At 60.8% G+C, this 16,789-nt stretch carries 19 protein-coding genes; 8 read left to right on the top strand and 11 right to left on the bottom strand.

The annotated features are described in order from the left end of the window. Position 1: 1 nt before the first annotated feature. Positions 2–1,714 carry a cation:proton antiporter gene (locus EGM97_RS22870; RefSeq protein WP_238963652.1) on the bottom strand — a complete coding sequence of 571 codons (1,713 nt, stop codon included), beginning with the start codon at positions 1,712–1,714 and terminating at the stop codon, positions 2–4. 181 nt (positions 1,715–1,895) lie between these two features. Here EGM97_RS22870 and EGM97_RS22865 point away from each other — a divergent pair, with 181 nt between their 5' ends. The 3 genes from EGM97_RS22865 (at position 1,896) to EGM97_RS22855 (ending at position 3,515) form a co-directional block, all read left to right on the top strand. Then, positions 1,896–2,138 (top strand): glutaredoxin family protein, encoded by a 243-nt coding sequence (locus tag EGM97_RS22865; RefSeq protein ID WP_238963654.1) that lies wholly within the window; start codon positions 1,896–1,898, stop codon positions 2,136–2,138. A gap of 92 nt (positions 2,139–2,230) precedes the next feature. Further along, positions 2,231–2,551, top strand: coding sequence for a transcriptional regulator (locus EGM97_RS22860; protein WP_238963656.1), 321 nt, complete (start codon positions 2,231–2,233; stop codon positions 2,549–2,551). Between the two features lie 73 nt (positions 2,552–2,624). Further along, the gene (locus EGM97_RS22855; protein ID WP_238963657.1) at positions 2,625–3,515 is read left to right on the top strand and encodes a pseudouridine synthase; all 891 of its coding nucleotides are present in this window, start codon (positions 2,625–2,627) and stop codon (positions 3,513–3,515) included. 80 nt (positions 3,516–3,595) lie between these two features. Here EGM97_RS22855 and EGM97_RS22850 read toward each other — a convergent pair whose 3' ends face one another. Continuing rightward, a complete protein-coding gene (locus tag EGM97_RS22850; RefSeq protein WP_024776721.1) occupies positions 3,596–3,817 on the bottom strand; it encodes a YgdI/YgdR family lipoprotein in 222 nt (73 codons plus the stop codon). A 104-nt stretch (positions 3,818–3,921) separates the two neighbouring features. Continuing rightward, a complete protein-coding gene (gene mobA / locus EGM97_RS22845; RefSeq protein ID WP_238963661.1) occupies positions 3,922–4,518 on the bottom strand; it encodes a molybdenum cofactor guanylyltransferase MobA in 597 nt (198 codons plus the stop codon). A 78-nt stretch (positions 4,519–4,596) separates the two neighbouring features. Between mobA and moaB the strand changes: the two genes are divergently transcribed. Together moaB and EGM97_RS22835 are read left to right on the top strand one after the other, a co-directional pair. Beyond that, positions 4,597–5,136: a molybdenum cofactor biosynthesis protein B gene (gene moaB, locus EGM97_RS22840; protein WP_238963662.1), complete on the top strand. Its 540-nt coding sequence runs from the start codon at positions 4,597–4,599 to the stop codon at positions 5,134–5,136. A gap of 22 nt (positions 5,137–5,158) precedes the next feature. Then, the gene (locus EGM97_RS22835) at positions 5,159–6,346 is read left to right on the top strand and encodes a molybdopterin molybdotransferase MoeA (RefSeq protein ID WP_238963729.1); all 1,188 of its coding nucleotides are present in this window, start codon (positions 5,159–5,161) and stop codon (positions 6,344–6,346) included. A 61-nt stretch (positions 6,347–6,407) separates the two neighbouring features. Here EGM97_RS22835 and EGM97_RS22830 read toward each other — a convergent pair whose 3' ends face one another. Further along, the gene (locus tag EGM97_RS22830; protein ID WP_238963664.1) at positions 6,408–6,716 is read right to left on the bottom strand and encodes a hypothetical protein; all 309 of its coding nucleotides are present in this window, start codon (positions 6,714–6,716) and stop codon (positions 6,408–6,410) included. A gap of 344 nt (positions 6,717–7,060) precedes the next feature. Between EGM97_RS22830 and yegS the strand changes: the two genes are divergently transcribed. Further along, positions 7,061–7,978, top strand: a complete 918-nt coding sequence (yegS, locus tag EGM97_RS22825) for a lipid kinase YegS (RefSeq protein WP_238963665.1) — start codon at positions 7,061–7,063, stop codon at positions 7,976–7,978. Here the strand turns inward: yegS and EGM97_RS22820 are convergent. The 3 genes from EGM97_RS22820 to EGM97_RS22810 form a co-directional block, all read right to left on the bottom strand. Next, a complete protein-coding gene (locus tag EGM97_RS22820; RefSeq protein ID WP_238963667.1) occupies positions 7,962–8,621 on the bottom strand; it encodes a response regulator transcription factor in 660 nt (219 codons plus the stop codon). The two genes, yegS and EGM97_RS22820, sit on opposite strands and share 17 nt — an antisense overlap. Next, positions 8,618–9,511 carry a sensor histidine kinase gene (locus EGM97_RS22815; RefSeq protein ID WP_238963731.1) on the bottom strand — a complete coding sequence of 298 codons (894 nt, stop codon included), beginning with the start codon at positions 9,509–9,511 and terminating at the stop codon, positions 8,618–8,620. Before EGM97_RS22815 ends, EGM97_RS22820 begins: the two co-directional genes overlap by 4 nt. 225 nt (positions 9,512–9,736) lie before the next feature. Further along, complete coding sequence (locus EGM97_RS22810; RefSeq protein ID WP_238963669.1) at positions 9,737–10,207, bottom strand: hypothetical protein; 471 nt, start codon at positions 10,205–10,207, stop codon at positions 9,737–9,739. 482 nt (positions 10,208–10,689) lie between these two features. On the opposite strand from EGM97_RS22810, the gene EGM97_RS22805 reads away from it, so the two are divergent. Beyond that, a complete protein-coding gene (locus tag EGM97_RS22805; protein ID WP_053155253.1) occupies positions 10,690–11,613 on the top strand; it encodes a chemotaxis protein CheV in 924 nt (307 codons plus the stop codon). A gap of 71 nt (positions 11,614–11,684) precedes the next feature. After that, positions 11,685–12,494 (top strand): MOSC domain-containing protein, encoded by an 810-nt coding sequence (locus tag EGM97_RS22800; protein WP_238963672.1) that lies wholly within the window; start codon positions 11,685–11,687, stop codon positions 12,492–12,494. A gap of 60 nt (positions 12,495–12,554) precedes the next feature. Here the strand turns inward: EGM97_RS22800 and ppnP are convergent, their stop codons facing one another. From ppnP to atuD, 4 genes are all read right to left on the bottom strand, one after another. Further along, positions 12,555–12,839: a pyrimidine/purine nucleoside phosphorylase gene (gene ppnP, locus EGM97_RS22795; RefSeq protein ID WP_072389169.1), complete on the bottom strand. Its 285-nt coding sequence runs from the start codon at positions 12,837–12,839 to the stop codon at positions 12,555–12,557. An 87-nt stretch (positions 12,840–12,926) separates the two neighbouring features. Further along, positions 12,927–13,469 carry a 3'-5' exonuclease gene (locus EGM97_RS22790; protein ID WP_238963674.1) on the bottom strand — a complete coding sequence of 181 codons (543 nt, stop codon included), beginning with the start codon at positions 13,467–13,469 and terminating at the stop codon, positions 12,927–12,929. 42 nt (positions 13,470–13,511) lie between these two features. Beyond that, on the bottom strand, positions 13,512–15,497 hold the full coding sequence (locus tag EGM97_RS22785; RefSeq protein ID WP_238963676.1) for an acetyl/propionyl/methylcrotonyl-CoA carboxylase subunit alpha: 1,986 nt from the start codon (positions 15,495–15,497) through the stop codon (positions 13,512–13,514). Positions 15,498–15,626: 129 nt separating this feature from the next. Continuing rightward, positions 15,627–16,784 carry a citronellyl-CoA dehydrogenase gene (gene atuD / locus EGM97_RS22780; RefSeq protein WP_238963678.1) on the bottom strand — a complete coding sequence of 386 codons (1,158 nt, stop codon included), beginning with the start codon at positions 16,782–16,784 and terminating at the stop codon, positions 15,627–15,629. Positions 16,785–16,789: the final 5 nt, after the last annotated feature.

Here is a 16,789-nt window from a genome sequence, read left to right as displayed (position 1 = left end):
ATCAGGGCTCCTTGTCCTGGTTGCCGGGATAAAAACCGTGCAGCAGGCGATAGCGGTCGTGGCGGACCTGATCCACATGCTGGCGCACCTGCTGCTCGGCCAGCCCGAGCATGATCAGGGCATGGGATGCGAGCATCAGGCTTGACTCCAGCAGTTCCGGCACCACCTCACTGGCCCCGGCGGCCTGCAGTTCGGCCAGTTGGCTGTCGTCGCGGGTACGCACCAGAATCGGTACCTGCGGGTTGAGCCGACGGGCCTCCCTGAGCACACTGATGGCAATGTCGGTCTTGTCCACCGCGATGACCACCAGTCGGGCACGGCCCAAGCCAACGGCGGCGAGCAGGTCTGCACGTCGTGAGTCGCCGTAGTACACGCAGCTTTCCCCGACGGTGGCTTCCTGGATGATCACCGGATCGTCATCCAGGGCGACGAAGGCCTGATCTTCCCGGCGCAGGAAGCGTCCGATCGACTGGCCGACGCGCCCGTATCCACAAATGATCACATGGCCCGACAGGCCGGCATTGAGTTCGCTGATCTGGTCCAGTTGGGCGGCTTCGTTGGGCTTGCGGTGCAGGCGGGCGGCGATACTCGGCGCGGCCCGCAGCAACAATGGCGTGAGCAGCATCGAACTGAACGTCGCTGCCAGCAGCAGGCCGCCAAGGTCGGTCGGCATGAGGCGGTTCTGCTGCATCAAGGCCATCAGCGCAAAGCAGAACTCTCCGCCCTGGGCCAGGGCGAGGCCGCTGCGCCACGCGGTTTCGCCGTCGCTGCCTCGCCATTTCACCAGGAGGGCGACCACGCAGCCCTTGATGAGCATCAGTCCCAGGGTCAGGCCAAGGATCAGCCAGCCGTCGTCCACGAACAACCGCAGGTCGATCAGCATGCCGATGCTGACGAAAAACAGGCCCAGCAGAATGTCGCGGAACGGCCGGATGTCGGCCTCGATCTGATGCCGGTAATGACTTTCCCCCAGCAACATGCCCGCCAGGAACGCGCCAAGGGCTGGTGAGAGTCCGAGCAGGTGGGTCAGCCAAGCCGTCAGCAAAACGATGACCAGTGCCAGCAGCACGAACAGTTCTGCGGAGCGGGACGCAGCCACCTCATGGAACAATCGGGGCAGCAGCAGGCGACTGGTCAGCAGCAGACCGCCGAACAGCACCAGGGTCTTGCCCAATGTCAGGGGCAGCGCCCAATACCAGGCTTGTGTACTGCTGCCGGCGAACACCGGCACGAGGGTCAACAGCAATACCGCGACGATGTCCTGGAACAGCAGCACACCGATAGCGTTCTGGCCGTGGCTGCTGAAAATCTCCCCGAGGCTGGTCAGCTCCTTGCTGACGATGGCGGTGGATGACAGGGCCAGCCCCGCCCCCAGCAACAGCGCGGCAGGGATCGGTGCGCCGCACGCTACCAGCACGCTACCCAGGAGTGCCCCGGAGCAGACCACTTGCAGACTGCCGAGGCCAAATACGACACGCCGCAGTTCAAGCATCCTGGACAGGGAGAACTCCAGCCCCAGGGAAAACAGCAGGAAAACCACCCCGAGCTCGGCCAGGTCCGGCAGTTCCTCGCTGTCGTTCACCCAGCCCAGCGCAGTGGGCCCGACCGTCAGCCCGACACACAGATAGCCCAGCACCGGTGGCAGCCGCAGCCGCCTGAACAGGGCGATGACCACTAGGGAGGAGGCGAGAATGATCAGCAGGTTGGCAAACAAGGGACACTCCGCATCAGGACTTGTGGGACATAGCTTAGAAGACAAGAAAGCGCCAAAAAGCATTTGCGCTCAATGATTTGCGTCAGCGTTTTACCGAAACGGCTCGATACAGACCAGTCGGCTCGACGGTTTCCCGGCGTAAGCCTAGAATGACCGTCTGTCTTTTCTGGGTCTACCTGCCATGTCTCCTGAATGCCAGCTGTTCGGTACCCTGGGTTGCCATCTGTGCGAAGTCGCGGAAGGGGTGCTGATGCCTTTCGTCGTCGAGCACGGTTTGTTGGTGGAACTGGTGGATATTGCCGAGCGCGAGGACCTGGTCGAAATCTATGGCTTGCGCATCCCTGTTTTGCGCAGGATCGATACCGGTGCCGAACTGAACTGGCCTTTCGACGATCCTGACCTGATCGCAGCGTTTCTGCGTTAGCGCTCCGTCCATCGTTCTTCTCCACCCTGGCGTTGGCGAAAATCATCTTCTTCGGTTACTGTATGTGCATACAGCTATCTGGAGTGCAGTCCTTGGTCAATGTCGAACAACTGAAGAACAGCGTGAACAGGATGTCCGTGGACGTTGTACGCGACGCCGTCCAGGAGTTGCGTCTGGATGGGCTGGTAACCGAAGGCAAGACACCCTTCAACAAACTGCATTTCAACACCTGTTTCGCTGAGATCGAGGCGCTGTTCCAGCGTGCCGGCTATCACAAGCAGCTGGATGTCGTGGGTTACCAGGGGTTGTTGTACGCTTTGTATGACCCGGGGCGCTGGGAGGCGGTGCAAGTGCTGCGCTGGCTGAAGGAGTTTACCGAAGCGACGGCAGCCTCTACCCCGGTCACGGCCTGAGCCAATCATGGCTGGGCTGGCTTGCGCACCTGGCGGATAATGTCGCCCTGTAAATATTGTCCAAGAGTTTCGAATGTCCGGTTCATCCTTTTCCGCCGCACACCATCAGGCCAGTACCCTATATCTCCCCCCGGGCCCCTGGCAAACGGTGCTGGACTGTCTGTGCGAGCATTTCAGTGCCATCAGCCGCGAGCAATGGCTCGACCGGATAGCCAGGGGCCGTGTGCTGGACGGGGAAGGCAAGGCGATCCGAGTCGACTTGCCCTACCGTGAAGGACTGCGCATCCACTATTTTCGCGAGGTCCCCGATGAGAAGCCGATCCCGGTCGTCGAGACGGTTCTGTACGCCGACGAGCATCTGGTGGTGGCTGACAAACCGCATTTCCTGCCAGTGACTCCGGCAGGTGAGTTCGTCGAGCAGACCCTGTTGCGACGACTGATCCGGCGGTTGGACAATCCTCATCTGGTCCCTTTGCACCGTATCGACCGTCACACCGCCGGGCTGGTGTTGTTTTCAGCCAGTCCGTCAAGCCGATCGGCTTACCAGTCACTGTTCCCAGCGCGGCAGATCGACAAACGCTACCAGGCCATTGCGCCGGCGTTGCCTCAGTTGACGTTTCCCCGGGTGCATAGAAGCCGGATGGTCGACGGCGAGCCGTTTTTCCGGATGCAGGAAGGGCCGGGCGAACCCAATACCGAAACGGCCATCGAGGTACTGGAGAAAAATGGCGAACTGTGGCGCTACGGCCTCTATCCGGTTACCGGCAAGAAGCATCAGTTGCGGGTGCATATGAGTGCCCTCGGGGCGGGCATCTGCAATGACCCGTTTTATCCCGATGTGCAGCGGGATGCGCCGGACGACTATGCCAATCCGCTTAAATTGCTGGCCCAGGGGCTGCGCTTCGTCGATCCGGTCACGGGGCAGGAGCGTGTTTTCGAAAGCGGTATCACGCTGCAATGGTAGCCGCTGCGGCTTTGCGTCAGGCATGAAAAAAGCCCGCAATCTTGTTTGCGGGCTTTTTCGTATCGATGCGGCGTTGGCGCTTAGAGGTCTTTAACGGTGCGGACCTGATCCTTGTTCACGCGGGTGTGCTTGCCATCCAGCTGTTCGAACTCGTAGAAACCGGTGTCTTCGTCGTATTGAGGTGTGTCGACGGCCTGGATTTCGCGACCATCATTCAAGGTGATCACAGTTGGCGATGCGCACCCTGCAAGAGTGGCCAGGCCCAGTGCGAGCATGAAAGTGGCGAGGGTCCGTTGAGTCATGGTGTTTCTCCGAAATGGAATTCTTCAGGTTACTGACCTTCAGACGTATACAACGTGCGCAAGTTCCTGGCTAGAGGCCTGTAGGGTGAAATTGAATGCCGGCATCAGCGCCCGTGGTGTTGGTTCAGCAGTTCAGGTGTATTCAGATTCGCCAACCGGGGATCATCGGCCGGACATTGCAAGGCAACCGCGTGCAGCGTTCGCATGATCCGGCCCGGACTGCGTTCGCCTTCGCGCCAGGCCTCTTCGAATGCTGCTGCCACAGCCAGCGGAATCACACACAACAAAGGTTCCCAGTGTTCGCCGTGGCGCACCATCAGTGGCTTGTCGGGATGCCGGCTTGCTGTTTGGCGCATATCGTCCAACAGGTTCGAGTCGATGTTCGGTACGTCGCAGGGCAACACCAGCAAAAAACGATGCTTCGCGGCCCTCAGGCCTGCCCTGATGCCCGCCAGCGGGCCAGGAAAGTCACCCTCATCGTCATGTACCAGCTGATCGGCATACAACGCATAGCGTTCAGGATTGCGATTGCAGGAAATGATCAGGTCATCGCTCAGCGCGCGGGTATGACGATGGAGGTGGGCAATCAGTGGTTCGCCCTGCCATTCCACCAGGCCTTTGTCCCGCCCGCCCATCCGTTGTCCGCGTCCACCTGCCAGCAGCAGGATGGAGCACGGTGGCAGGGAAATATTCGAGGTCATGGTGTGTCTCCCCACAGGCGGAAAAATGAAGCGCTGTGATATAACACCGGGCTGTTTCTCTCACAACTGGACGAGCCTATGAAAGCCAAGGCTGATGTACCTTTCGTGCCGCTCAACATCGCGGTGCTGACAGTCAGCGATACCCGCACTCTGGAAACCGATACCTCCGGGCAGGTTTTTGTCGATCGGCTGACGGCGGCGGGTCATAACCTGGCCGCGCGGGTCCTGCTCAAAGATGATCTGTACAAGATCCGGGCGCAAGTCGCGACCTGGATCGCCGATGAGGTCGTGCAAGTGGTACTGATTACCGGCGGTACCGGCTTTACCGGTCGCGACAGTACGCCGGAAGCCGTGGCCTGCCTGCTGGACAAGCAGGTCGATGGTTTCGGAGAGCTGTTCCGACAGATTTCCGTGGCAGATATCGGTACCTCCACTGTCCAGTCCCGGGCATTGGCGGGCCTGGCCAACGGTACGCTGGTGTGCTGTCTGCCGGGCTCGACCAACGCAGTGCGTACTGGCTGGGACGGAATTCTGGCCGAGCAACTGGATGTGCGGCATCGCCCGTGTAACTTCGTGGCCCATCTGAAGCAGGCGGCTCCTTGTGAATCCCGTGGGTAAACCAGGCAAGACCGGCACCTTGATGGCCGTCGAGGTCGCGTTGCAGCGGCTGCTCGAGATGGCGGCGACAGCACCGATTACCCAGCGTGAGCAGGTACCCTTGGGTGAGGCGCAAGGGCGCGTGCTCGCCGAGGATGTGGTGTCGTCCCTTGATCTGCCTCCCTGGCCCAACAGCGCGATGGACGGGTATGCCTTGCGGCTGGCCGATTGGCATGGCGAGCCGCTGGCGGTCAGCCAGCGAATCTTTGCCGGCCAGGCCCCGCAGCCATTGACTGCGGGAACCTGTGCGCGGATCTTCACGGGAGCACCGGTGCCTGCTGGTGCCGATTGTGTCGAGATGCAGGAAAACGCGGTGGTGGACAGTGATCAGCGGGTACGGTTTACCGCACCTCTGGTCAGCGGGCAAAACATCCGTCCCCAGGGCCAGGAAACCACTGTGGGCGAACAGGTCCTTGCAGCGGGCACTCGCCTGGGGCCAATCGAGCTGGGGCTGGCGGCATCCTTGGGCTGTGCGACGCTGCAAGTGGTGCGCAAGGTCAGCGTTGCCGTCCTGTCCACCGGTGACGAACTGGTCGAACCCGGTCAGGCACTGGGTCCAGGTCAGATCTATAACAGTAACCGTGTGTTGCTCTGCGGCTGGTTGCAACGGCTGGGCTGTCATGTAGTCGATGCGGGCATCCTGCCAGATGATTTGCCTGCTACCCGTGCACGCCTGGCCCAACTGTCGGAAGTCGATCTGATTCTGTCCACCGGCGGTGTGTCGGTCGGAGAGGCTGACTTCCTCGGCACCGCATTGCGGGAAGAGGGCGAGTTGACGCTCTGGAAACTTGCCATCAAGCCCGGGAAACCGCTGACAGTCGGACATTTCCGTGGCGTGCCGGTGATAGGGCTGCCCGGAAACCCCGCCTCGACACTGGTGACTTTTGCGCTACTGGCCCGGCCTTATCTGTTGCGACGCCAGGGTATCGAGTCGGTCGAGCCGCTCAAGTTCAAGGTGCCGGCCGGATTCGTCTGGGCAAAGGCCGGCAACCGGCGAGAATACTTGCGGGGTCGACTGGAGAATGGAAGGGCCACCCTCTACCGGAACCAAAGCTCCGGTGTTCTGCGTAGCGCGGCCTGGGCCGACGGGCTGGTCGAAGTATTCGAAGGGCAGACCCTGGGCGAAGGTGATGAGGTCGGTTTCATCCCTTTAAGTGAAGTCCTGGGCTAACAGGGCGCAAAAGGGTTACTCCGGCCCGGACTTGCTGCCCGGGCCGTGGCACCCACCGTCGTTATCGTGAGAGCAGCATGACCAACTGATCGAAACGACTGTTCGCGAGCCAACCCAGCAGGCCGAGGATCACCGCTGCCGCGCCAGCCGAATAGGCGAGCCGGTGTCGGATGACCTTTACGTCGGTGCGGATCTCATCCATGTCTCTGCGGATGTATTTGAGGTGGGTTTCCAGTTCGACGACGCGCGGTTCCAAATCGACTCCTCCAGCAGGATTGCTGCAACTTTTGCATTCGTTCCGGTTCTCGGCCCGCTCGCTTCCAATCGAGGCGAGCGGCCTGTGTGACAGCGTGTATTCCTGGCTATGCATGGGCTCGCTCATCCCTTCGATCAACCCGGTTCGAGCCACTGATAAGGCCCTTGTGGGCCGTGACGTATCCATCCATGGGGTAGCACATCCTTGTGTGATGAGTGTTTTGAAGGTCCAGACAACAGAGTGCCAAGGTGTCTCAATACAGCTAGAGGGTCAATTGAGTGGATTCGCCACGCCTTGTAAGAAAACTCTTTGAGTGAAGAAGTCTCCGTCCGGTAGCCCGGACTGGTGTCTTCTCATGGGCAAGGCAATGCTTTTTTTGATCGAAATTGATTCGTGGGGGCTTTTTCGGCTGATTGAGCGGTCCGATTTCCTGCAACCTTCCAATGACGGAGACGATGATGAGCAAAGGCAAGGCGCTGTTGATCCTGCATGGCAAGCAAGCGCTCAACGAAGAGGTTCGGGCGGCAGTGATGTCCAGGCGCAAGCAAGGCTGGGACCTGGCGGTAAGGTTGACCTGGGAGGCCGGCGATGCCCAGCGTTGTGTCGACGAGGCGCTGGCGGCAGGCTACACGCGACTGATTGCTGGTGGCGGGGACGGTACCTTGCGGGACATTGCCGAAGCGCTTGCGCGTCAGTCGACAGAGGCCAGTCTGGTGCTGTTGCCATTGGGCACAGCCAATGATTTTGCCCGGGCGGCGGGCGTTCCGCTGGAACCGGACCAGGCCCTTGATTTGCTGGATGTCGAGCCGCGGGCCATCGATCTGGGCGAAGTCGGGGGGCGGATATTCCTGAATATGGCCACGGGCGGTTTCGGCAGCCAGGTCACGGCAAACACTTCCGAGGACCTCAAGAAAGTGCTGGGGGGCGCCGCTTATCTGTTCACCGGTCTGACGCGCTTCAGTGAGCTGAGTGCGGCCTATGGCGAATTGCAGGGCCCCGGATTCAGCTGGCAGGGCGATTTACTGGCGCTGGGTATCGGCAATGGCCGGCAGGCCGGGGGAGGCCATCAGTTATGTCCGCAGGCCCTGGTCGATGATGGGTTGCTCGACATCAGTATCCTGCCGGCACCCCAGGAAGTGGTCAGTACCCTGAAGGACTTGCTGGCCGGTGGCCTGGGCATCGACAACATGTTCGTGCGCGTGCGCCTGCCCTGGGTGGAAATCAAGGTCGCCCAAGGCCTGGACATCAATCTTGATGGTGAGCCGTTGCAGGTCGACAGTCTGAAGTTTACGGTGCGTGAACGGGCGTTGCGTGTGCATCTGCCGTCCGATTCGCCTCTGCTGACGACTTCTGCGGTACTCAATCGTCCAGACTGATGATCTGCTCGCGCACGGCGAAAAGCACCAGTCCTGCCACATCGTGGATCTGCAGGCGCTTCATGATCTGGGCCCGGTGGGTCTCCACGGTCTTGATGCTGAGGCTCAGGCCATTGGCAATTTCCCGGGTCGACTTGCCGCGTACGATCAGCCGCAAAATTTCCAGCTGGCGCGCCGTCAGGTTATGGGTCTGGACGGGGGCGGGTTGAAGCTTCTGGGCGCGGGTCAGCGCCTGGTTGATCACCGTGTGGGCGATAGCCGGGCTCAGGTAGCGTTCGTTGTTGCGCAACGCATCCAGGGCGTGCCCCAGCTCGGTGGCGGTGGTGTCCTTGAGCAAGTACCCGTGAGCACCGGACTCCAGCGCCTGCATGATCAGCGCCGGATCGGTGTGCATCGACAGGATCAGTACTTTGCTGTGGGGACGCGCCTGCTTGAGCTGTTGCAAGGCCTGCAGCCCGCTGGTGTTTTTCATGGAAATGTCCAGCAGCACGATGTCGGGGGCCAACCGTTCTACCAGCTCCAACAGCTGAGTGCCATCACTGGCTTCGCCGATGACGGCATATCCGGGCAAATCCGTGACCAGGGCGCGTACGCCGGCTCGGATCAACGAGTGGTCATCTACGAGAAGCAAATTACAAGTCAATGGAGAACCTTATTCTTACTGGCCCGCGCCAGGGTCCGAGGGGCCCAGGGGAAACGTGCTTCGATATGTGTGCCCTTGCCGGTTTCACTGGTCACCTTGAGGGTGCCGCCCAATTGTTGGGCCCGCTCCGACATGCCGGCCATGCCCCGTTGGCCTGCCCGGGCGGGGTGGTCCGCCGGGACGAATCCCTGGCCGTCGTCGCTGATCAACAGGAACAGACCTTCGGGCAGGCGCTGTAGACGCACCAGCAGATTCTGCGCCTGGGCATGACGCAGGATATTGGTGACAGCCTCCTGGGTGATCCGAAAGGCGGCGACGGCCATTTCCTCCGGAATGCCAGTCATGCGCTGCTGGCAATCGAGGCTCCACTTTACCGGGGTATTGGCCAATGCCTTGAGCAGGTGCGCACGCAGGCTGGCTTCAAGCCCAAGACTGGTCAATTGGCGAGGGTTGAGGATTGCCGATACATCGCGGACCTTGTGCAGGGTTTCGTCCAGTGTTTCGCAGAGGACCGAGCATTGACCTTGCAATTCCTCCGGTATCCGGCGCTTGAGCCACTCGCCTTGCAGTTTCGCCGCAGTCAGTAACTGGCCGATATCGTCATGCAATTCCCGGCTGAGTCGATGACGTTCGTTTTCCTGAACTTCGAGTAACCGGTCGGCCAGTTCCTGGGGCTGGAACTTGATGGATTTGCGCGACAGCCGGTAGTGGATCCAGACACAGGTCAAGGCGGCGACATCCAGAGCCAGCAGGCTCACCGGCATGGTTTGTGCAGACAGGTAGACCAGCAGGTTGCCGAAGGTCGAGCTTATGCACAGAAACAGTGTGAACCGGCGGGCGTTTTCTCGGGAGGGAGGCCAGGTGACGAATGACTTGAGGCTGGCGTACATAGCGGATGGAGCCAATGAATGTTCGCTGCGGGCTGGCCGGTCAGCGGATCTGACAGGCCGGGTTGGGTAAGTGCTTCGAATCGAGGTTGGCTTCGGTGAACGGCTTCACCACGCCGTACTTTTGAAGCGACTGACGCGAGACATAGTACCACTTCATCTATCGTTGGTCGCGCTCGGCATGGCGTCGTGAAAGCGCCATGTATCGGATGGAGGGCCGGCGCTTTGTCAGGCTTGCTTCTGAGAGTAAGGCACCAGGGCCAGCCGGTGTGCCGCGTGAAGTTCTTCGCAAGGCGTCCGGCCTACCTGGAAGGCAAATGCCTCGATCAGTGAGGTCTGTTCGCTGTTGTCCAGGCTGAGTTGGCCAGTGGTGGGGTCGACCAGCTCCAGTTGCCACGCCATCAGGGTGAAGCAATCCTTCAGTGCGTCCAGGGCCTGCTCATGCAGGTCCATGTGGCTCTGTGCATGGCTGAGCAACCCATGGATATGCAGGGAAAATTCCGAAACGGCTTCCAGCGCCAGGGCATCGGCCTTGTTTGCCAGCTTCAACAAGGTACTGAGCATGCAATCGATCGCATCCTTATCGTTGCTGATCAGTTGCAGATGGCTTAGGCACTCCTCCGACTTGGCCAGAAGCGTTTCGGCTTCGATCAGGAATTCGGGCAGGCGCTGAGACCAGTTCTTACGATCGTTCGGCATGCTTATCTCCACAACATCATGTCAGACGAAAGAAAATCACGTGTGGCGAACGGCTGGATCTCACGACCGACAACGAACGAAACTGCGTCGGCACATCCTTGCCACACGGCAGGACAGAGCACGCGGATAGTTGCAAGGGTGGGATCGGCCGAAAGGCTGAAAGTCCGATGTCCTGCTGTCGCGCACAAAGGCCTGACTCCGTTCAGCAATGAGAATGGCGTCACATTAATGGCTATTGGAAATTGGGAATATCAGGTTGGACCTGATTGTTGCTAGGGGATTCCCCTAGACAAGGGAACCATATGCGCAAAACGTGGTCGCGCAGCGCGGAAGGGGAGCGGATTAAAACGTGAGGCCAGTAAAGCATGATGTTAAGGTGATATCAATGCCCCGGAGGTGTATTTCATCGAGGGGTCAAGATCCGGCTTGCGCGGCCGATAGTTGCATTATTGGATTTATCCGAACAATCCCAGGAGTCATCAATGGCCGGCATTCTCGACACAGTAGACCAACGAACCCAGCTGGTGGGTGAGAATCGCCTGGAAATTCTCATGTTTCGCCTGGCAGGGCGACAGTTGTTCGCCATCAACGTGTTCAAGGTCCAGGAAGTATTGCAACTGCCGAAGCTGACCTTGATGCCGCAACGCCATCCGTTCGTGTGTGGGGTGGTCAATCTGCGCGGCCAGACGCTGCCGGTGATCGACCTGTCCCAGGCCATCGGCATGCGTCCGCTGGTGCCGGGAGCCAACAGCACGATCATCGTTACCGAGTACAACCGTTCGGTCCAGGCGTTCCTGGTGGGGGGCGTGGATCGTATCGTCAACATGAACTGGGAAGCGATCCTGCCGCCTCCGGGCAGCGCCGGCCGTGAACACTACCTGACGGCTATCAGCAAGGTAGACGACCAGTTGGTGGAAATCATCGACGTGGAAAAGGTGCTGGCCGAAATCGTGCCGTACAACGCCAAGGTCTCCAGAGACAAGCTCGAAGATCCGGTGTTGGAAAAGGCTCGGGGGCGCGAAGTGTTGCTGGTGGACGACTCCAACGTGGCGCTTTCGCAACTGCGCGATACGTTGGGTCAGTTGGGCGTGAAAATGCACATCGCCAGCGACGGCTTGAAAGCCTTGAATATGCTCAAGGCCTGGGCTGACACCGGCGAGGTAATGACCGACAAATTGCTGATGATCTTCACCGACGCGGAAATGCCGGAAATGGATGGTTATCGCCTGACCACCGAGATCCGCAATGACCCGCGCCTGCGTGGGCTCTACGTCGTGCTGCACACCTCGCTGTCGGGCAGCTTCAACGATTCGATGGTCAAGAAGGTTGGCTGCGACAATTTTCTCTCCAAATTCCAGCCGGACAAACTGGTGGATGTGGTGCGCCAGCGACTGATGCTCGGCTAAAACCGAACATGGTTTGCTTCGATGGCCGGTTCGTATAGGGTGGCATTTTTTTCGCCATCAGGGAGCTGACCATGTTGCGGCTGAGCGCGCTGTACCGTTACCCGTTGAAATCCGGCAAGGGCCAGTCCCTGTCGGGAATTGGCCTGGACAAGCTGGGGCTGGACGGTGATCGGCGCTGGATGTTGGTGGATGAAGCCAGTGGACGCTTCCTGACCCAGCGGGCCGTGGCGAAGATGAGCCAGCTCTCGGCCCTGTGGAACGAGGCGGGCGGCCTGACGCTCAGTGCACCAGGCTATGGTAGTGTCGATGTGGCGCTGCCTTCTGCCGCTCTGGAGCAACTGCGCGGGGTGACGATCTGGCGCGACACCCTGCGCGTCCCGGATGCCGGCGACGAGGCGGCCGGCTGGGTCAGTGAGTTCATCGGCCAAGCCACCCGGCTGGTGCATGTGCCGGTGGAAATGGCACGCACCACGGCGGCCGGTTATGGCAAGGATGACGACAAGGTCGCCTTTGCAGATGGATTCCCGCTGCTGTTGATTGGCCAGGCCTCCCTGCAGGACCTCTCGAACCGGGTCGGGCGTCCGTTGGAGATGCTGCGCTTTCGTCCCAACCTGGTGATCGAGGGCAGCGAGGCGTTTGCCGAGGATGACTGGAAGCGCATCCGTATCGGCGATGTCGAGTTTCGCGTGGTCAAGCCTTGCTCGCGCTGCATCATGACGACGGTCGATCCGCAAACCGGCGAGCGCGACCCGAACCGCGAGCCATTCGCTACCTTGCAGCAGTATCGTTCCACGCCGGACGGTGCGATGTTTGGCCAGAATCTGGTCAACGATGGCAACGGCCGACTTGAAGTCGGCATGCCGGTTGAAGTGCTCGAATAACCAGCTTGCATGAAAAAGCCCGTGTCACTGGACACGGGCTTTTTCATGCTCGAAGCAATCTCAGCCGCGGTATTCGCACAGATAGGCCGTGTCGACGGCGACCTTGAGCTGGAACTTGCTGTTGGCCGGAACATTGAACTGGCTGCCGGCCGCGAAGGTTTCCCATTCGGCGCTGTCGGGCAGTTTCACGGTCAGGGCGCCGGAAACGACGTGCATGATTTCCCGCTGGGCGGTACCGAACTCGTATTCGCCCGGTGCCATGACACCGATGGTCGCAGGGCCTTCGGCAGTCCCGAAAGCGATCGACTTGACGGTGCCGTCGAAGTATTCGTTGACTTTGAACATGGGCGATTCCTCGAAAAAGGGCTGAAAAAGGCCGGCCAGTATGCACAAGGCATCGGCACTCGTCATCTGCGACGCGGAGCGGGTCGTTCAGTCCGTAAGCACCAGCGGCAACAGTCGCGCCGTATTGCGTGCATCCTCCAGGGCCCGATGCTGTTGACCGCAGAATTGCAGGCCGGCCAATTGCAATGCCCCATTGAGGCCCAAGGGACGTTCAAGCCGACGGGCCTTGGCGAAGCGCTGCTTGAGGTTCATGTGGGGCACCTGGCCGAGAAAGCTCTGTAGCTGATGATGCTGCCATTCCTGAAGCAATTGCTTACGGTCGTAGTCGCCCCAGCTGACCCAGCCCCCCAGATTCGTCCGGTACGGTGTCAGCCAGCGTTCGAACGCCGGCCAGACTTCGGAGAGAGGCATTGCCCCGTCGATATTGGCCTGGGTGATGTGCGTCAGCTCGCGGCAGAACGGCGTAAGCAGGGGCCGCCTCAGCGGGCGAACGAAACGCTGAAAATGATCCACTTCGTGGCCGTCACGATTCACCAGCGAGGCGCCGATCTCGATAATTTCCATTTCGGTTACTGGCCAGCCACCTTCATCGGTAGTGGCCTCCAGGTCAATCACCAGCCAATTGGGCATCGCAGGGTTCCGATAGAAGGCAAGCCGATGGTCTGAGCGTAGTCAAACCCGACGCATCCGCCTAGGCTCTGTTTCGATCCGCAACAGAATCTGTCGGTTCCGTACCTGCTCACCCTGCTTGACTTGCAATGCCCGGACCACCCCGTCCCGGTCGGCTTCGAGCGGATGCTCCATTTTCATTGCCTCGAGCACCATCAATAGCTGCCCCCGATGTACCACGCTGTTCTCTTCGACCCGCAGTTCGACGATGGCGCCATCCATGGGCGCCCTGAGCATACCGTCGCCGACCGCGGCGCGGGGTGTGACACTGGCCTGGGTCCGGTCTTGCAGGTGCAAGCCACCGGGCCGAGTGAACAGCCAGAGATCGCTGCCGTCGAGACGCCAGGTGCAGTGCTGGCGAACGCCATCGACCCATACGGTGGCATCACTTCCGTTCACGTCGAGCAGTTTCAATTCCACCACGGACCCGTCGAGGCGGACCCGCAGCGTGCCGTCGGCTTCGGCGGTCAGGCTCGGTCTCCAGTCGAGCTCTCCCGTGCCGAGTCGATATTGCAGCGTCGCGCCGGCGGTGTTTCGCCATCCAGACAGACCGGGCCCATGACGTGCGCCGCTGGCCTGATAGAAAAGTGCCGTGGCGATGGCGAGTTGTCCGAACGAGGGGGCATGGGCCTGGAGGGCCGGGTGATCGTTGAAATACCGGGGGATGAAGCCGGTGCTGACATCGCCTTCGACGAATCGCGGATGCGCCAGCAACGCCGCCAGCATCCGCTGGTTGCTGCGGACCCCCAGCAACACGCAATCCTCCACCGCCCGCAGCAACTTGCGCCGGGCCTCTTCGCGAGTGGCGCCATGGGTGATCAACTTGCCCAGCATCGGGTCATAGAACGGGCTGACGAACTGGCCCTCCAGCAGGCCATGGTCGATGCGCGCCTCCCGCTGGGGCGGCTTCCAGCCGATTAATCGTCCGGTCTGGGGCAGGAACGCTTCGGCCGGGTCTTCGGCGTAAAGTCGTGCTTGCATGGCATGGCCGCTGAGTTGTACCTGGTCCTGGCGCAAGGGCAATGGCAAGCCTGCGGCGACGTCCAGTTGCCAGGCCACCAGGTCCAGGCCGGTGACCTGCTCCGTGACCGGGTGTTCGACTTGCAATCGGGTATTCATCTCCAGGAAATAAAACTGGCCATCATCGGCCAGCAGGAATTCCACGGTGCCGGCACCGACGTAATTCACCGCGCGGCCGGCCTTGAGCGCCGCCTCGCCCATGGCCCGGCGCAGATCGGCGGTCATGACCGGGCAGGGTGCCTCTTCGATGATTTTCTGATGCCGACGCTGGATCGAGCAGTCCCGTTCGCCGAGGTGGATGAGATGCCCGTGATGATCGCCGAAAATCTGCACCTCCACATGCCGCGGATCGACCAACGCCTGTTCAAGAATCAACTCGTCGCTGCCGAAGCCATGCAGCGCTTCGGAGCGAGCGCTGCGCAGCTGCTCCAGGAGGTCTTCGGCCCGTTGGACCCACCGCATGCCCCGGCCACCACCGCCGGCGCTGGCCTTGATCATCAGCGGGTAGCCGATGCGTTCGGCTTCGTGGCTCAAGGTGTCGTCGTCCTGGGCGGCGCCCTGGTAGCCAGCGATGCAGGGCACGCCGGCGGCGAGCATGGCGATTTTCGAACGCCGCTTGCTGCCCATCAGCTCGATGGCCTCGGGGCTGGGGCCGATGAAGAGGATGCCGGCATCTGCGCAGGCCTTGGCGAATCCGGCGTTTTCCGAAAGGAAACCGTAGCCCGGATGGATCGCATCGGCGCCCGTGCGTCGGGCTGCCGCGAGAATGGCCGGCTGGTTGAGATAGGACTGTTGGACCGGGGCAGGGCCGATCGAGACGGCTTCATCGGCCATGCGCACATGCAAGGCATCGGCGTCGGCCTCGCTGAACACCGCCACCGTGCGATAGCCCAGGGCCTGGGCGGTGCGCTGGATCCGACAGGCGATCTCGCCGCGGTTGGCGATGAGAATTTTGCTGAAGGTGGGCATGGGGTTATTCCTGGGTTTTTGCGGTGTCGGGGCGGGCCTTATCGCGAGCAGGCTCGCTCCCACACTGAATGGTAAATGCCGCCCCTGTGGGACCGAGCCTGCTCGCGATGGGGCCCTCAGGTTGGCCGCTCATTTTTTCTTTCCCGGCAAAATCCCCATCAGCTTGCAGATGATGCCGAGCATGATTTCATCCGCTCCGGCGCCGATGGACACCAACCGGACGTCGCGATAGGCCCGCGCCACCGGGTTGTCCCACATGAACCCCATGCCGCCCCAGTATTGCAGGCAACTGTCGGTGACTTCCCGGCTCAGGCGCCCGGCCTTGAGCTTGGCCATGGAAGCCAGCCGCGTGACGTCCTGTCCGTTGATGTATTGCTCGGTGGCCTGGTAGACCAGCGCCCGCAGGCATTCGATTTCACTCGCCAGTTCTGCCAGGCGGAAGTGGATCACCTGGTTGTCGATGAGCGCTGTGTCGAAGGTTTTGCGTTCCCGGCAGTACTCGATGGTGCTGTCGACGCAGCGTTCCAGACCCATGATCATGTTTGCGGCACCGAACAGCCGTTCCTCCTGGAACTGGATCATCTGCATCATGAACCCGGCACCTTCCTGGCCGATGCGATTGCGTTGCGGCACCCGCACGTCATCGAAGAACACCGGGGCGGTTTCCGAGCTGCGCATGCCCAGCTTGTCCAAGTGCGCGCCGAGGCTGATGCCGGGGCTGTCCATGGGCACCATGATCAGCGATTTGTTGAGGTGCGGCTTGTCGTCCGAGGTGTTGGCCAGCAGACAGATGAAATCGGCGCTCGGCGCATTGGTGATCCACATCTTGCTGCCATTGATGACATAGTCGTCGCCATCCCTGCGCGCCGTGGTCTTGAGGCCGGCGACATCGGAGCCCGCGCCGGTTTCAGACACGCCGATGCAACCCACCTGTTCGCCGCGGATGGCCGGGCGCAGGAATGTTTCGCGCAGTTCATCGGAGCCGAAACGCGCCAGGGCCGGGGTGCACATGTCGGTCTGGACGCCGATGGACATCGGCACGCCGCCGCAATGGATGGTGCCGAACGCCTCGGCGGCGACGATCGAATAGCTGTAGTCCAGGCCCATGCCGCCAAAGGCTTGCGGCTTGGAGATCCCCAGCAATCCCAAGTCGCCGGCCTTGCGGAAAATCTCATGGATTGGAAAACGCCCGGCCTTTTCCCATTCGTCGACGTAGGGGTTGATGTCATGGTCGACAAACTGGCGAACGGTGCGCCGCAGTGCTTCGTGTTCCTGGGTGAAGATCATGTTCG

Origin of the sequence: Pseudomonas sp. AF32 (assembly GCF_022342325.2) — a bacterium.
Classification (GTDB): domain Bacteria; phylum Pseudomonadota; class Gammaproteobacteria; order Pseudomonadales; family Pseudomonadaceae; genus Aquipseudomonas; species Aquipseudomonas uvaldensis.
This window is presented reverse-complemented; position numbering and strand designations above follow the sequence as displayed.